The organism is Methanofervidicoccus sp. A16 (assembly GCF_003351865.1).
Taxonomy (GTDB): Archaea; AGJL01; Methanococci; order Methanococcales; family Methanococcaceae; genus Methanofervidicoccus.
In genome coordinates, this window is sequence record NZ_CP022242.1 from 1,206,559 (window position 1) to 1,224,116 (window position 17,558).

The following is a 17,558-nucleotide window of genomic DNA, read 5'->3' on the forward strand; positions in this document are numbered from 1 at the left end:
CTCACCTTTTTATATTTTTTATCTTATCTTTAATATAGTCGTAGATCATCCATATAATTATTAAAGGCAGAAATACCCATATATATTTTTTCAGGTATATAGATATATACCCTACATAAGGAATTATTAAGGGATTTCCATTAATTGTTATAACCCTCTGTTTTATCTGCTCTAAAGACACAAGTTCTGGATCGTAAATAGGATTGTTATCTCCCTTTGTAATTATGTAATAACTGCCATCAATATTTACCTTTTCTATTACCCTATGAATCACAGGTTTAGTTTTATCTCCACTATACACTGCCAAGGTTTTATTATTTATCTGAAGGATATAATCTATTCTATTACCACTAAGAGGCCAGTGGGCTTTGTACACTACAATATCTCCAACTTCGACATCTTCAGGATTAAACTCCCAATATGCGTTTTCTACAACTACTAAATCGCCCCTCTTCATTACAGGGTACATACTGTTAGACACTACGACGTTGACATGACTCCAAACAATGAAAAAAACTACTAAGAATAATATCCATTCAATAATAATATTTTTTTTAGATTTTATCCACTTTAAAACTTTCTTTTTTTCTAAAGGTTTTTTGTAAATATTATCACCTGTATTTTTAATTTTAATATTTAATTCCAATTAAAATTTAATAAAAAATTATTTTTATTATAAAAACCCAGTCCCTATCAAAAATTTTATTAAATGGAATGGAATTTAAGAAATAATAAAAAACTATAATTTTAAATAAAAAAGAGATATAATCCTCTAAAAAAGAATTTAACAGAAATCCTGCTCTGTTTTACCAGTATTTAATATTCAGGAACCTTCCCAAAAGGTAAGTCATATATTTTTTTAATTACCATTTTTAATAGGAAACTAAATTGTTATTAATGATAATTAAAACTATAAATAAAAAGGTGTTTATATTATACATAGATATAGAAACAGGGATATATATCTACCCTTTTAAAGAAAACTCTAACAGCAGAGAAGAGGCACTTTCATAGTAATATACCTTATAAAATAATTTTTAAAGAAATAAATACTTATGGTGATAACATTGTCCCATAAAAACACCCTTAAAGATGTAAAACTTACAAAGATGGTAAAACTTCACGGTTGAGCATGTAAACTTCCCAACGCCCAGTTAGAGCACCTTATACAGGGAATTATCTCAGAGGAGGATTTAAGAGATGTCTATATTGGACTAGGAGATGACGGAGCAGTAGTTCTAAGGGGTGATATAGCCATAGTAAAGACAGTGGATGTCTTTACACCGATAGTGGACGATCCCTACCTTCAGGGAAAGATTGCAGGTTGCAACTCTACAAGTGATATCTACGCTATGGGGGTGTTAGATATAACTGGAGTATTGGTAATTATGGGTATACCAGAGAATCTTCCAGTGGAGGTTTCAAGGGAGATGTTAAAGGGATTCCAAGACTTCTGTAGAGGTGAAGGAACCACAGTGATAGGAGGGCATACTATTCTCAACCCATGGCCTCTTATAGGAGGTGCAGTGATAGGAGTAGGTAAGAAAGAAGACATACTTACCAAGGGGGGAGCCAGAGAGGGAGATAAGATAGTACTTACAAAACCTCTAGGTACTCAGACTGCAATGGCGCTCTCAAGGGTAGAAGAGGAGTATATCTCATTACTGGATATAGAGGATAGAGAGAGGGAGAAGATAATAAATAAAGCCATAGAGTTGATGACATTCTCCAACAGAAAGGGATTGTTAGCCCTTAGAGAACTTGAGAGAGAGGTAGGTAGGAGGGTAGGCCATGCAATGACTGACATTACAGGCTTCGGTATATTAGGCCACGGTAATGAGATGGCTAAACAGAGTAACGTTGAGATAGTGATACATACACTACCTGTAATAAAGGGTACCGAGCGCCTAGCCCCTCTCTTTGGACATCCATTGTTGGAGGGGTATGGAGCAGAGACTGCAGGGGGTCTTTTTATATCCGTAGATAGGGAGTACACTGAAGATCTCATAGAGAAACTTCAGAAGTATGGGTGTTATGGGTTTGAAGTTGGAGAGGTTAAAAGAAAGGGCGTTGGGAAGGCGTATCTAAGTAGAGACGTAAAGATAGTAGGTGTAGAGTAGGACATCCCGAACCTGTAAAGGAGGGATGTCCAAAAGATATTAGGTGAAAATGTGAGAATACTTGTCACAGGTGGTGCTGGATTTATAGGGAGCCATGTTGTAGATCATCTCCTAAAAAATAACTATACCGTTATAGTTTTGGACAATCTCAGCACTGGAAATATAAAAAACCTAAATAAAAAGGTTAAATTCATAAAAGGAGATATTAGGGATAAAAATTTAGATTTTAGAGATATAGACGGAGTTATTCACCTAGGTGCCCAGGTGAACGTTAGAACCTCCTTAGAAAAACCTCTCTACGACTGCGATGTAAATGTTATGGGAACTCTAAATATTCTAGAAACTATTAGGAGATACGACGTTGAAAAGATAGTTTTTGCCTCCTCTGTTGCGGTGTATGGAGATCCAAAGTATCTACCAGTGGATGAGGAGCACCCTAAGAAGCCCTTAAGTCCATATGGGTTGAGTAAGTACTGCGGTGAGAGATATATAGAACTATATGGTGATCTCTACGGTATAGACTACACTATTTTAAGGTATTCAAATGTCTATGGAGAGAGGCAGGATCCAAGGGGGGAATCTGGAGTTGTAAGTATCTTCATAGAGAGTATGCTTAAGGGTAAGGTACCTACTATCTACGGAGATGGGTATCAAACGAGGGATTTTGTATATGTTGGAGATGTTGCAAGGGGCACCATTATGGCTTTAAATTGGAAGAATAAGGTAGTGAACATCGGTACAGGAAAGGAAACTTCTATCAATCAGTTGTATAATACAATATCAGATATTTTAGATTTTAAGGAGAAACCTATATATTCAGATCCTCGAGAAGGTGAGATATATAGAATGGTGGTAAATATAGAGAGGGCCTTAGATCTCCAATGGAAACCTATTGTTGACTTAAGGGAGGGCATTAGGAGAACTATAGAGTGGATGAAGGAGTATTTAAGAGGAACATGCTAGATACCTCTTACTTGACTTTTCAAGTGTTTGAGACCTTTGGAGAAGATTTTTTTGCTCTTTTATTTTTTATATATTAAACCTATAAAATTATTTAACTAAATATGTTTAATTAATTTATTTGAATCTTATAAAGTTAAAAATTAATGTTTATTTAAATAAAAAATATCATTAAAAAAAGATGTGTGTTAATATGAGAGATATAATAAAGGAGGCTGTTAACAGTTTAGATGCATGTTTAGAGTTAAGGAGAGAGGTTATTAAAAGGATACTTAGAGGAAAATTATCTGAAAGTGATATAATAGAGATAGTGGATACAGTAGATGATCTAAGTATGGAAGATATTCAGAAACTTGGAAGTAACTTCAGGAGGTTCCCCCTAGGTTGTGATGTAGTGGAGATTGGAGTAGGTCCCTGTGCCTCCTCATTGACACTTAGGGAACTCCTAGAGAACTGCACCCTGGCAGATTATATAGGTTTTCCCATTCATGTATGTGCCTATGCCCTTGGAGATATAGGGGAGAGGGTGGGAATATCTCCTTTAGAGGTCTTTAAGAGGATCTATGAGATGGTGAAGGTGCCCATAGATCTTGATCACTTCGGTATGTACGGTCCAATGAGGTTTCCCAAGGAAATAACCCACTGTTATGGAGAGTGCTACTACCTTGGAGGGCCCTTTAGAGAGTGTCCAAGGGGTAGGATACATGGGAGACTGATAGAGAAGGAGAATGAGTATTCCCACGAGTTCCACCAGTGGATAGAACTTGCCTCCACAGTGTGTATAAACGTTGTAGAGGAGCAGGGGGGGACGGGACATGCCCCTCCACTTGAGGAGATGAAGGTTGTGGCAGAGGCCTGTAAAAAATACGGTAAAGGGTTAGAGGGAATATTTCATATTGGGGATGGATACGATGATCTTATAGAGGGTATTAAATCCTGTATTGAATTGGATGTAGATGTATTTGTCATCGAGGGGGCACCATTTAACTGTGCAAAGGATAGATTGAAGGCATTTGCAAAGGCGACAACTGTAAGTCGTATACTTGTTAAGGGAGGGGTTGTAGGTACAAATGGTGCCTACGAGGATGAGTGTAGAGTGGGACTTAGAAGTGGGTTAAATGTAATACTCAGTGGTTTTAAGGATAACCACCATGGTTATATGTGTGGATACTCCCCAAGGAGTGCTAAAAGGGGGAACTTTGGACTTCCAAGGGTGTTGAGTATAATAAAGGAGGAGATTGAGGGTAATAAGTTGGATACTGCTCTAATGGACAGTACCCTATCTAAGGCTATAGTGAGAGGATGTAAGTTTTTAAACTATAGAGGAGATAGTATGATATATCCTAACACCCTTGGAAGCTTCTTTATAGGTGATGCCCACTGGGTGGCATTTAGAAATAGTAATTTCTATAGGATAGAGAGATACGATAAAACCTTGGACGATATTGAAAGGGTTGATAGACTGGGATTACTGGGAGGTAGGTATATAGCCTGGGCAATGTCAAAGGTTTTAGAACCTGAGGAGGTGTATATCAGCGATCCAGATCCCTGGGTGGAGAGATCTACTGTAAAGGTACTTAGAGACGCTGGGATAGATGCCTATGGATGCAATGGAAGGGATGAAGAGGTACTGAAAAATGCAGATAAGACTTATATAACCTCCTTTATCCCTGAGATAGTACTGAAGATTAAAAGAAGATTCAAGGGCGAACGGAATTTAGAGAGTTTGATATAAGATAGGAGCCGCCCTCGTGAGGGATTAAGTAGATACGTGAGTAAATCTTCTATCCTTTAAATCCACCCTCACAATGGACTTGGGTTTCATTAGTTTCAACTCTTTTATGGATTCATTAATCCTACTCAGGACAACCTAAGTCTTTGCATAAAAAGGTTAAACACTCCAACGAACTACTATTCTAATTTTTATTAAAAATTATATTTTAAAAAAATTTATTATACCCTAGTTCCCACCAAAGTAATAATATAAAAAATAATAACAAAAACCCTAATTCCCATCAAAATGATAATTTAAAGAATAATAAAAATAATTATAAAAAAATAATAAAATAAAAAAATAAAGAAAATGTTTAAAAATAAAAAACTTCTATTATCCCAGATACAGCATTTTAAAAAGAAGATAGAAGGAAAATGATCCTCTGAATATCTTTTAATACAGGGATTCAAAATAAGATCTCCTGTCTTATCTAAATGATCAGAAAGATCTTAGGATATTTAATATTTTTTATATATAGATTTTATACTGATTATTTTAATCATGAGTTTTATTAATAATGATTATTATTATTTTCATTATTCTTTTAATCACTACTTGGATGGGAACTAAGGTTTTATTATAATTATTTTTAAAATATTGACTTTATAAATCTCTAATAGGTGGTTTAAATGAAAAAATCACTTATAATTTTAGGACTAATACTATCTATAGTTATTTCTCCCGTATATGGGTTATCAAATCTAAATATAAACATAACAACGAATTCTTCAGACTCTAAGGTTGGAGGTGTGATGGTAATCACTAAAAAGGTTAATTCCTCCGAAGAAATTAACTGTCATATAAGGTTTGAAATTAACCCAATAGTAATACTATTCCCTGATTATGGATTCTTTGTAGATAAGGATAGTATATTCAAGTACTCCTACAAAGTAAGTACCATACCTGAAAGGACAGTGATCCACCTAAACATTCTAGGAATAAAGATAGATATGGTGATTAATAGGGCTCTATACCTGCGCCACCTGTAGATAGTACTTACATCTTTCAAAATGCAGGAAAAGGATCGTTCAGATTTATTATTACCAACAGTACTAATATTTAAAAAATCCCGATCAATATCTAAAGATAATCTAAAGGTAAAATGACTCCTAATTAATCTTTTTAGAGATTTTACTCAAAAAAAAGAATAGTGGATAAAGTATCCTCAGATACCCCAGGTCTCCTCATAGATCAGTAGGGATGACTCTCATCATCGGATGTTTTATTATTATGATAACATTGGAAATATAATATAAAAAAGAGTTAAAATCTCATTGTCTATATTTCCAAAATATGAGGGAGAGCAATTATCTATTCTAATTAATTTCTTTAAAGACTCATTATTCTTTAATAATTAATTTAATAACTATTTTTTAAATATTTATTTTTTATTTTTTACCAGAACTTTTAATAACCCTTTAACTTCCTCTTCTTTAAGTAGGGCATCAACCCTCCATCCTTTAAGATCTCCATCATAAACTCTGGCAATCTCTGAGCCTCTAACTCTACACCTGTTGTAAGGTTTTTCACAATCCCCCTATTAAGATCCACCCTTAAAATATCCCCTTCTTTAACATGTCTCCTTATCCCCTTACACTCCAAAAGTGGAAGGCCTATATTAATAGCATTCCTGTAGAATATCCTTGCAAAACTCTCTGCAATCACTAAGGAAATACCTAAACCCTTCAAACCCATTGGAGCATGCTCCCTTGAACTCCCTGAACCGAAGTTCTTTCCCCCTACTATAATATCTCCCTCTTTAGCCTTCTTGGGAAACTCAGGATCTACACCAGTCATCGCATACCTTGCCAACTCCTCCTCTGTGGTATATACCAGATACCTCGCTGGCAGGATGGCATCTGTATCTATGTTATCGCCAAATACCCATGCTCTACCCTCTATTATCCACTCCATACTTTACACCTCCTATAACTTTTCAATAACAGTTTTTAGTATCTCCATATCACACTCTATCTCGATGGGCCTCTCACTTGCCCTTATAGCAGCATCTGGATCCTTCAAACCGTTACCAGTTGTAACACATACGATCTTCTCATCCCTATCTATTATCCCCATCTCCAACAACTTTATAAGTCCTGCAATGGACGCCCCAGATGCAGGTTCAACGAATATCCCCTCCTTCCTTGCAAGGAGTTTCTGTGCCTCTGTGATCTCCCTATCACTTACACTCTCTGCATAACCTCCAGAGGAGTATATTGCATCTAGGGCCTTTGGATAGTTAACTGGATTTCCTATCCTTATTGCAGTTGCTATGGTTTCAGGGTTCTCCACAGGTACTATAGTTCTAGAACCTCTCTTAAATGCATCTACAATAGGTTTTGCACCCTCTGCCTGGATACCTGTCATCTTTGGGAGATCCTCAATTATACCAGTCTCCTTAAACTCCTTAAACCCCTTCCATATTGCACTTATGTTTCCCGCATTTCCCACAGGTACTATAACCCTATCTGGCACCTCCCAATTTAACTGATCGCATATCTCAAAGCCTATGGTTTTCTGCCCCTCTAACCTGAAGGGATTTATAGAGTTGAGGAGGTAGAGTTTCCTATCCATTGCAAGTTCCATCACCATCTCAAGTGCCTCGTCGAAGTTCCCCCTTATCTGAATAACCTTTGCACCGTAGAACATGGCCTGGGCAAGTTTTCCAAGGGCTACCTTTCCCCCTGGAAGTAGTACTATACACTTCTTTCCAGATCTTGCAGAGTATGCTGCGAGGGAGGCAGAGGTATTCCCAGTTGAAGCACAACCAACAACATCAACTCCCAACTCCTCTGCCCTAGTTACCCCTACAGTCATACCTCTATCTTTAAAACTTCCAGTTGGGTTGGCACCTTCATTTTTTACGTATAGTTCCTTTAGTCCTAACTCCTCACCTAAGTTCTTACACCTGTATAGTGGAGTTCCTCCCTCATGAAGGGATACTATTTTCTCGGGATTCTCTACAGGGAGGTACTCTAGATATCTCCAAACTCCAAGTTCCCTCTTTCTAAGGTTCTCTTTAGATACCTTATCTTTGATTTCCTCATAATCATAAACTATCTCTAACAACCCCCCACATTGGCAGGTGTAGATTATATCGTTTACATTATATTCTTTACCACAAGATATACATTTCTGGATCATTATATCCCCTATATAAACAAAAATTTTTATATATTTAAAATTATAATTACTTTTAATCTATGTTTAATAAGTATCTTATAATTATTTTTATAGTTTTAGGAATAACATACTTATAAAATCCTTTCGGTGATTCTATGGACACTGGTAAATTAATAGAGGAGATACTGAAAAAAATACCTAAGGAGGAACTTGAAAGAAGGATTGAGGAGAAGATAGAAGAAAGTGGTGGATTGATAAGTAGGGAGGCTGCAATCTCCATTATAGCCAGTGAGTTAAACATAGATATTGAGGATTACGAGGATGAGGAGTTCAACTTCTCTATAAAGGATATATCAGAGGGACAGAACAACGTAGAGATAACTGGAAAGATAGTCGATATATCAGATGTAAGAGAGTTTAGAAAGAGAGATGGAACCCTTGGTAGAGTAAGAAATATCACAATTGCAGACAACACAGGGACTATTAGGTTGGTACTTTGGGACGACAAGGTAGAGTTGGCAGAGGATTTAAAGGTAGGAGATGTAGTTAGGATAGAGAATGCGTACACTAGGAAGTGGAGGGATAGAATAGAGTTAAGTAGCGGTATTAACTTCACAATAGAGAAACTCGATAAATACAGAGAGGAGAGATACCCTGAGATAAAGGAGACTTATACCATAGGGGAACTTATGCCAGGAATAAGGGCTAGAGTAAAGGGGGAAGTTGCCACAGTTTATGAGAAGAGGGAGTTTAAGAGGAGAGACGGCACTCCTGGAAAGGTGAAGGCCTTTATATTAAGAGACGACACTGGTGTAGTTAGATGCACCCTCTGGGACGATCTAAGTGAGGTAGAGGTAAATATCGGTGATATAGTTGAGGTAGAGGGATACGTTAGAGAGGGTATGAGAGGGCTGGATATACAGGTTGATAATATAGAGATCTTAAAGAAGGGAGGACCTGTAGAAAGTCCCATTGTCGATACCTCCCAACTGCCTAACTATGTAGGAGAGGTTGTATCTATAAAGGGGAGGATTCTTCGTATATTCCCCCCAAGGACTGTTGAATTTGAGGATAGGGAGGGCAAGGTGCAGGATGTTCTACTGATGGATAAATACGGGAGTGTTAGAGTATCCTTCTGGGGAGGAAGTATACAGAAGTTAAGGGATATAAAGGAGGGAGATACTGTACTTATTAAACACTGTAAGGTAAAATCCTACCTTACACCAGAGGGGGAGGAGGTTATCACCCTCTCTGCCCAGTCCTACTCTGAGGTGGTAAAGGATGAGACTGTAGAAGTTCCAGATTATTCCGAGGAGTTGATAAAAATAGGAGATATCAAATACTTAGATGAGAGGTTTAAAAGGGATATCACAACAGTTGGAAGGGTAATAGATGTTCAGGATATAAGGGAGTTTAAAAGGGAGGATGGGAGTACTGGAAAGGTGAGGAATATAGTAATTGAGGATGAAACTGGGAGTATAAGGGTGGCACTCTGGGACGAAAACGCTACCATAGATATAAAGGAGGGGGATATAGTAAAGATAATAAACGGGTATATGAGAGAGGATGTTATGGAGTTGAATGTAGGAAGGTATGGTAGGGTTATAGTAAATCCTGAAGGTGTGGTTGTAGATATAAAGAGGAAATTTATAAAGGAGTTGGAGGAAGGAGAGAGTGCCGAGATCAGAGGTACAGTTGTAGATTATATAAAACAGGAACCTATTCTCTATCTCTGTCCCCACTGCAACAGGAGAACTACCTTAGACGAGGAAGGGAGGTATGTATGTAGTGAATGTGGAGAGGTGGAGCCAAGGGAGGTACCAGTATGTGCATTGATCTTAGACGACGGTACAGGGAATATACTCTGTAGACTCTATGGTACAGTGGTGGAGAAGGTATTGAAGATGCCTAGAGAGGAGTTAAAGGAGATGGGTATAGAAGTGTTTGAGAGAACCTTAGGAGAAGAGTTTATATTCAGTGGTACAGTAAATGACAGATTGGAATTTTTAGTTAGAGGAGTATTAAGTTTCAACATTGACAGAGAGATTGAACTCCTTAAAAAGATTAAAAATAGTATGATGTAATTCTATAGGGGTGGAAAGATGGATATCCCATGGGTTGAGAAGTACCGTCCAAAGAGGTTAGATGAGATCACAGGGCATGAAGAGATTGTAAAGAGACTTAAGAACTACGTTAAAAGGAAGTCTATGCCTCATCTACTTTTCAGTGGACCTCCAGGAGTGGGTAAAACTACTGCAGCACTATGTTTGGCTAGAGAGTTATTTGGAGAGAACTGGAGGGACAACTTCTTAGAGTTAAACAGTTCCGATGAAAGGGGTATAGATGTGATAAGAACAAAGGTTAAAGACTTTGCAAGAACTAAACCTATTGGAGATGCTCCATTTAAGATAATCTTCTTAGATGAGAGTGACGCCCTTACAAGTGATGCCCAGAATGCACTGAGAAGAACCATGGAGAAGTACTCAGACGTCTGTAGATTTATACTAAGTTGTAACTATCCAAGTCGTATTATACCACCTATACAGTCCAGATGTGCCATATTTAGGTTCTCACCATTAAAGAAAGAGGATATTGCAAAGAAGATTAAGGAGATATGTGAAAAGGAGGGACTTACCATAGATGAGAAGGGTTTAGATGCCATAATATACGTATCTGAGGGAGACCTTAGAAAGGCTATAAACGTACTACAGACGGCGGCAACTGTATCTAAGAATATCACAGATGAGATCGTCTATAAAGTGGCCTCCAGGGCTAGACCTACCGAGGTTCGCCAGATGATGAACTTGGCTTTAGAGGGCAAATTCAACGAGGCGAGGGATCTTCTATACAAACTTATGATAGATTGGGGTATGAGTGGAGAGGATGTACTGGTGCAGATGTTCAGGGAAATTCCAAACTTAGATATAGACGAGAGAAAAAAGGTGGCCATTCTTGAGGCTATTGGAGAGTGTGATTATAGGATAGTGGAAGGTGCCAACGAGAGGATACAACTTAGTGCACTACTGGCCAAACTTGGGATGTTAAAGGATAATTAAAAAAAGATAATTAAAAAAATAAAATTATTATAAACATTTATAAATCGTAAATTTTATAATCTAAATCTTGCTATAGAATAGAGTAAAAATATAAGGAGGAGGAGTGGAAATTGCAGGGACTAAGGAGGATAGTATTGGACGTCTTAAAAACCCACGAACCTAAACTAACAGATTTGGCTCTAAAGTTGAGTAATTTAGAGGGTGTAGATGGGGTAAATATAACAGTACATGAGATAGACAAATCTACAGAGAATATTAAAATTACTATAGAGGGGAATATGTTGGATTACGAGGAGATAAAGAAGGTTGTAGAGTCCATGAACGGGGTAATACACAGTATAGACGAAGTGGCAGCAGGTAGGAAGATAGTCAACGAGGTAAAAACACCTCAGGATAGAAAGTATTTCTAATTACAGCCTAAAAAACTTATTATTTTATTTAGATAAAAACCTTAGTTCCCAGCAAGATTGTGATTAGAAAAATAATAAAAATAATAATCATAATAAAAATAATAAAAATCTGAGAGTAATAACAATAAAATAATTCTGAAGGGATAGAGACAAAAAATAAATTACCTTAATTTCCATTCTAAGCTATAATTTAAATAATAAAAATATAATAAAAAAGTAATAAAATTAATAACAGCAACTGTTAGGAAGGATCTGCTCCACTTCCATAGTATCTTAGAGCATCCCAGGAGAGGCTATTTATCTCTCTTATTAATACCTTACTTTTTATACTTTTATCTTTTATAATTATTATTATTCTCTTATCAGGATTTTTTTAATGGGAATTAGAGTTAGATAAAAATAATAAAATATAAAATTTTGTACTGTAGAAAAAATAGGATTCCCTCAATTACTTTTTAAAAAGTTTCTACTCTTTTTATTTCTAATTATTATAAGTTTAAAATGTTGATTACTTAACTTATAAAATAATCCAAGGGTCCATATGGAAACATCGGATGGAGAAAAACTAAATCTAATAAAGAGGTACTATAGAGAGTACTTTAAAGATGCTGTGAAAAATAGATGGTTGGAGATTCCAGAGGATATAAGACATAGGGAAATAGGCTACGGATATTTAAAAAAGGTGGATAACAGGAATCTCTCCTTCGACTCTGAAAGGGAGTATCTAAGGTGGGTTTTAGATAGAAGTCCCTTCCATCTCTATAAGTCTCTAGCCTATATGGAGCATCCCAGTTCAGTTGGAGGTGCCCAGAAGAAGGGGTTATTCAGAAGGGAGATAGCCTTCGATATAGATGTCCATAGGGTAAAGAGGTGTACACACAAGGATGATGGATGGGTATGTAATCACTGCTTAGAGGAGGGGAAGAATCAGGTTTTTATACTTATAGATGAATTTCTGATTCCCGATTTTGGCCTCTCTAAGGAGGACATAAGGATAGTGTTCAGTGGAAACAGGGGGTATCATATCTACATAAAGCCCAGGGATGAGGACATAAGGAATACTATCGAACACTGGGGTAGGGAGGAGAGGAGGTGTCTTATAGAGTACATCTTAGGGAAGAATCTAAATTTAAACTATGTGGGAAGTGGTTGGAGGAGGAGAATACTTAAGGCTATAAAAAATAAGAGGTTGTTGGCACAGTTGGAAAGGAGTAATAACTGGAAAAGTATTATAGAGAGGAAAAGTGAAAGGGAGAAAAAAAGGATATTAAAAATTATAGAGGATGTTAAAAATAGGTTGGAGTTAGATGAGAAGGTGATGGAGGACGACATTAGATTACTGAGAGTTATAGGGTCCCTACATGGATACACAGGTTTTGTCGTTAAAGAGGTGAAGTACAACTCCTTAGAGTACTTCGATCCTCTCAAGGATGCAGTGTATCCCAAGTTCAATAGGGAGTACTACAACGTCAAGATAAAGGAGAGAATAGATTCCTTAAGAATAGGAGATAATCTCTATACCTATAGGAGTAGGGAAGTACCTGTAAGTGTAATACTCTATCTCTTTGGTCATGGTGTAGATTTCGAGATCTGTTGAGGAATCTATATTAAAATAAAAGAATAATTATTTTACTTTTACCTGAAAATCCTTATTTTTATCGAAATCCTCGATTCTTTACTATAATCCCATTCAAAATGATAATTTAAAGAATAATAGAAATAATTATAAAAATAATAAAAAAAATGTTTAAAATAAAAACTTCTATAATCGAAGATATAACATTTTAAAAAGAAAATTGAAGGAGAAAAATCTTCATAATAAAATTAATAACAGCAACTGGTTAGGGAGGATCTGCTCCGATTCCATAGTATCTTAGAGTATTCAGGAGAGATTATCCATATCTTATTTTTGATCTTAATACCTTCTTTTTGTTACTTTTATTATAATTATTATTATTTTTATCAGGATTTTTTTGATGGGAATTAAGGTTACTATATATTTTATCCTAATCTTTACTTTATAAAATATTTTTATTTATATTATTTTATTATAATTTTTTATTCACGATTTCCCGATAGTGTTATTACTGTAATTATATTTTTATAAAGAGTGAAAAGATGAAGAATTTAAAAAGGGTAGTGTTGGCAGGTACGTCCTCCATGGTAGGTAAGACACTTATATCCACTGGAATAATGAGGGCACTATCTAAGAGGTACAATGTACAACCTTACAAGGTAGGTCCAGATTACATAGATCCAACCTATCACACCACTGCAACTGGAAACTACAGTAGGAACTTGGACTCCTTCTTTATGGATAGAGGGCAGATAAGGGAGTTGTTCTGGAGGAACTCTAAGGGAAAGGATGTAAGTATTATAGAAGGTGTTAGAGGGTTATATGAAGGTATATCTCCCTACAACGATGTAGGTTCTACTGCCTCTATATCTAAGGCTCTTAAATCTCCTGTGGTGTTAATAGTAGATGCTCGAAGTTTAACGAGAAGTGCAGTTGCAATTATAAAGGGATTTAGAAGTTTTGACAGGGATGTAAATATCAAAGGGGTTATATTCAACAGGGTTAGAGGGGAGAATCACTACAGGAAATTAAAGGATGCTATATCCTACTATATCTCAGATATAGAGATAATAGGGGGAATACCTAGGGATGAAAACCTTGAGGTGCCCCAGAGACATCTTGGCCTTATCCCAACACCTGAAGGTAGGGAAAAAATAAAGAGATGTATAGATCTCTGGGGTTCATTAGTTGAGGAGTATTTGGATTTAGAGAAGTTATTGGAGATAAGTGACAGTATAGACTTTGGAGATAGGGAGGATACCACTTTATGGCATGTGGATAAAAGGAGATGTACCATAGGAGTGGCCTATGATGAGGTATTTAACTTCTACTACTGGGACACCTTCGACGCCCTAAGGGAGAACGGGGGAAATATTAAGTTTTTCAGTCCTTTGAGGGATGCTGAAGTTCCCAACTGTGATATACTCTACTTCGGTGGAGGATACCCTGAGATATTTGCTAAGGAGTTAAGTGGTAATAGATCTATGATAGAGTCTATAAGAAAATTTGACGGCAAGATCTACGGAGAATGTGGAGGTCTTATGTACCTAAGTAGATCTATAGATGGAATTGAGATGGTGGGGTTGTTAGAGTGTGATAGTATAATGACTAAGGAGGTGCAGGGACTAAGTTATGTAATTGGCACCTTCTTAGAGAACTGTCCCATCGGTAAAAAGGATATTACTTTTAGAGCCCACGAGTTTCACTACTCGAAGGTGGTTAATATCAGAGGGAGGTTTGCCTATAGAATAGAAAGAGGTAGGGGTATAGTAGATAATATGGATGGGTTGTTATCCTCAGATGGCAGAGTACTTGGAGGTTATGCACATCAGCACCCTGTTGCCAATCCCTACTTTGCATCCTCTTTAGTTGAAGGTTAAAGTTTATATACTACTGAAAAGATATAATATTATTACGCAGTTGATTCAAGATGATACTGCGAAGACAGGCCCACCTATACGGCGGTCGTATAGAGTAGCCATAGGGTTTCGATGAACATACGATTTTCCAAGGGTGGGTATATTTTTCTGTCTTATACTGTTTATTTTGTTTTATTTCATTAGTTATTTTTGATAGTTCTTTATTTTTTAATAACTTTGTTGTTAGTGTTTAGAAATGTTATTAATAATAATTTATTAATAAAAACTATTATAAAAAATCGTTTAAGACAGTGGAACAATAGGGATCTCTATGGAAGATGTGGAGAATCTAGAAAAAAAATTACGCCCAAGGGGAGAGGTATCCATAATCGGATGTGGCAGGTTGGGGGTTCGTGTTGCAATGGATTTAATGGAGGTTCATAGGGGAGGTCCTGAAAAGATATACCTATTTGACGGGGCAAAGATAGAGAGGGATGATATTATTCATAGGAGACTGGGAGGTAAGGTTGGGGAGTATAAAGTTAAATTTTTAGAGAGGTTTTACAGTGAGAAGGTCGTAGGAATTCCTGAATATATAACCATGGATAATCTACATTTAATAAGGGGTGATGTTGTTATAATATGTATAGCTGGAGGAGATACCCTTCCAATAAGATGTAAAATAATAGAGTACTGTAAAGAGAGAGGGATAAAAACCATAGGTACAGATGGGGTTTTTGGGATAGATGAGAAGATTAAAGTCTCAGATGCCAAATATACACGGGGTCCTGCAAGGTATCTCAACCTTAAAGAGGAGGGGCATACAGTTGTAGGTACTGGGAAATATATAAAAGACGGGGAACCTATAACTCCCTATACCTTAGATGAGATAGGGAGGAAGATGGTAATAGAATGCTTAAAGGTTCTAAACAGTATATACAGATGAGGGATGGAGATGAATATAGTAGAGAGAATAAATAAACTAAAGAGGGAAAAGAACGCCATAATACTTGCCCATAACTATCAGCCTGAGGAGATCCAGAGGGTTGCAGATTTTATTGGAGACTCATTAGAACTCTGTAGGATTGCCGAGAGGACAGATGCAGATATTGTGGTATTCTGTGGTGTAGATTTCATGGCAGAGACTGCAAAGATATTAAATAAGGATAAAAAAGTACTGATACCTGAGATTAAAGATATACAGTGTCCCATGGCTCATCAACTATCTCCCGAGATGTTAATAGAGGCTAAAAAGAGACATCCTAACGCCAAGGTAGTTATATATATAAATACTCTCTCCAAGGCAAAGGTACTGGCAGATGGGATATGCACCTCTGCAAATGCCCATATAGTGGTTAATTCCTTTGAAGAGGATGAGATCATATTTGGGCCAGATAGAAACCTTGGATATTTCGTAGAGAAGAGGACTAAGAAAAAGATTATCCCAGTGCCTGAGGATGGCCACTGCTACGTACATAAGAAGTTTACAGTTGAGGATATACGAAGGGCTAAGGAGAAGTATCCAAATGCCCAGGTTTTGGTGCATCCTGAGTGTGATCCTGAGGTTCAGGAGATGGCAGATTATGTTTATAGTACAGGGGGGATGGTTAAACATGTTTTAAATTCTCCTGAGAAGGAGTTTATAATAGGTACAGAGGTAGATATGATAACTAGGTTGAAGATAGAGTTGGAGAAGAGAGGGGAGGAGAAAAGGTTGATACCTCTAAGGGAGGATGCTATCTGTGAACCTATGAAGAGGATAACCCTTGAGAAGTTGGAGAGGTGTTTATTGGAGGAGAAGTATGAAGTTGTATTAGATGAAGAGATAATAGAGAGGGCGAAGAGGGCTATTGATTATATGCTATCTATCAGTGGAAGGTAAAAATTATATTTTCATCTAAGAGTAATAATAGTGGCAAACGGAACTTTTAAATCAACAACTACCATCAAGATTTCGAATAAAAAATAATAATTATTATAAGAAAAAATAATTAAAATAAAAATTAAAAATCTTAAAAACACTTAAAATAAAGATAAAAAAATAAAATATAATTTTATTCTTGGACTACATCAGTACTGAAGAAGTAGAGTAAAGTTTAGTTAATCATTCTTTTCAAAAGTTTTTATACTTTCATAGTTATTTTTGTTTTTTTATTTAACCTTACCTCCCATCAAGATAGTAATAAAAAATATTAATAATCTTAAGAGGAATAACGATAAAATGTAATAAAATTCTGAAGGAATAGGGATAAAAAGGTAAAAACCTTGGTTCCCACCAAAGAGTAATTAAAAAATAATAAAAAGATAATCAATATAATTATAAAAATCATAATGAAAATAATCAATATAAAACCTATTCTTTTAAAGATCTTTCCGAACCATTAGATAAGATAGGAGATCTTATTTCCGAATCCCTGTATTAGAGAGCATTCAGAGGATCATTCTCCTCCAATCCTCTTTTTAAAATGTTATATCTGAGATGATAGAAGTTTTTATTTTAAACCTTATTCTTTATTTTTTTATCTTATTATTTTTTATAATTATTTTTATTATTTTTTATATTATCATTTTTGATAGGAGTTAGGGTATAAAAGAACAAGTATAAATTATAATAATTAAACAAAGTAAAAAATATTAAAACACTTAATAAAGAAAAAATACAGATAAAAGAAGAAATATA

Annotated in this window: 14 protein-coding genes; 11 read left to right on the forward strand and 3 right to left on the reverse strand. The window is 36.0% G+C overall.

Annotated features, from left to right (window positions below):
* Position 1 precedes the first annotated feature (1 nt).
* Positions 2-565, reverse strand: a complete 564-nt coding sequence (locus tag CFE53_RS05550; protein ID WP_148121174.1) for a S26 family signal peptidase — start codon at positions 563-565, stop codon at positions 2-4.
* 490 nt (positions 566-1,055) lie between these two features.
* Between CFE53_RS05550 and selD the strand changes: the two genes are divergently transcribed.
* The 4 genes from selD (at position 1,056) to CFE53_RS05570 (ending at position 5,843) form a co-directional block, all read left to right on the forward strand.
* Positions 1,056-2,120 carry a selenide, water dikinase SelD gene (gene selD / locus CFE53_RS05555; protein ID WP_148120864.1) on the forward strand — a complete coding sequence of 355 codons (1,065 nt, stop codon included), beginning with the start codon at positions 1,056-1,058 and terminating at the stop codon, positions 2,118-2,120.
* A gap of 51 nt (positions 2,121-2,171) precedes the next feature.
* Positions 2,172-3,083, forward strand: coding sequence for an SDR family oxidoreductase (locus tag CFE53_RS05560; protein WP_148120865.1), 912 nt, complete (start codon positions 2,172-2,174; stop codon positions 3,081-3,083).
* Between the two features lie 190 nt (positions 3,084-3,273).
* Positions 3,274-4,815, forward strand: a complete 1,542-nt coding sequence (gene hmdC, locus CFE53_RS05565) for a 5,10-methenyltetrahydromethanopterin hydrogenase cofactor biosynthesis protein HmdC (protein ID WP_148120866.1) — start codon at positions 3,274-3,276, stop codon at positions 4,813-4,815.
* A 668-nt stretch (positions 4,816-5,483) separates the two neighbouring features.
* Positions 5,484-5,843 (forward strand): hypothetical protein, encoded by a 360-nt coding sequence (locus tag CFE53_RS05570; protein WP_148120867.1) that lies wholly within the window; start codon positions 5,484-5,486, stop codon positions 5,841-5,843.
* Positions 5,844-6,261: 418 nt separating this feature from the next.
* Here CFE53_RS05570 and CFE53_RS05575 read toward each other — a convergent pair whose 3' ends face one another.
* Together CFE53_RS05575 and thrC are read right to left on the reverse strand one after the other, a co-directional pair.
* Positions 6,262-6,768: a 3-isopropylmalate dehydratase small subunit gene (locus CFE53_RS05575; protein WP_148120868.1), complete on the reverse strand. Its 507-nt coding sequence runs from the start codon at positions 6,766-6,768 to the stop codon at positions 6,262-6,264.
* Between the two features lie 12 nt (positions 6,769-6,780).
* The gene (thrC, locus tag CFE53_RS05580) at positions 6,781-7,998 is read right to left on the reverse strand and encodes a threonine synthase (protein ID WP_148120869.1); all 1,218 of its coding nucleotides are present in this window, start codon (positions 7,996-7,998) and stop codon (positions 6,781-6,783) included.
* A gap of 134 nt (positions 7,999-8,132) precedes the next feature.
* Here thrC and CFE53_RS05585 point away from each other — a divergent pair, with 134 nt between their 5' ends.
* The 7 genes from CFE53_RS05585 to nadA all read left to right on the forward strand — a co-directional run bounded on the left by CFE53_RS05585 (position 8,133) and on the right by nadA (position 16,760).
* Complete coding sequence (locus tag CFE53_RS05585; RefSeq protein WP_148120870.1) at positions 8,133-10,061, forward strand: OB-fold nucleic acid binding domain-containing protein; 1,929 nt, start codon at positions 8,133-8,135, stop codon at positions 10,059-10,061.
* Between the two features lie 18 nt (positions 10,062-10,079).
* Entirely contained in the window at positions 10,080-11,033 is a 954-nt protein-coding gene (locus tag CFE53_RS05590; protein ID WP_148120871.1) for a replication factor C small subunit, read from the forward strand.
* Between the two features lie 110 nt (positions 11,034-11,143).
* Entirely contained in the window at positions 11,144-11,443 is a 300-nt protein-coding gene (locus CFE53_RS05595; protein ID WP_148120872.1) for a DUF211 domain-containing protein, read from the forward strand.
* 541 nt (positions 11,444-11,984) lie between these two features.
* Positions 11,985-13,040 (forward strand): DNA primase catalytic subunit PriS, encoded by a 1,056-nt coding sequence (priS, locus tag CFE53_RS05600; protein WP_148120873.1) that lies wholly within the window; start codon positions 11,985-11,987, stop codon positions 13,038-13,040.
* Positions 13,041-13,561: 521 nt separating this feature from the next.
* Complete coding sequence (gene cfbB, locus CFE53_RS05605) at positions 13,562-14,899, forward strand: Ni-sirohydrochlorin a,c-diamide synthase (RefSeq protein WP_148120874.1); 1,338 nt, start codon at positions 13,562-13,564, stop codon at positions 14,897-14,899.
* Between the two features lie 310 nt (positions 14,900-15,209).
* Entirely contained in the window at positions 15,210-15,824 is a 615-nt protein-coding gene (locus tag CFE53_RS05610; protein WP_148120875.1) for a ThiF family adenylyltransferase, read from the forward strand.
* A 9-nt stretch (positions 15,825-15,833) separates the two neighbouring features.
* Positions 15,834-16,760, forward strand: a complete 927-nt coding sequence (gene nadA / locus CFE53_RS05615) for a quinolinate synthase NadA (RefSeq protein ID WP_148120876.1) — start codon at positions 15,834-15,836, stop codon at positions 16,758-16,760.
* The last annotated feature ends 798 nt before the right edge of the window (positions 16,761-17,558 follow it).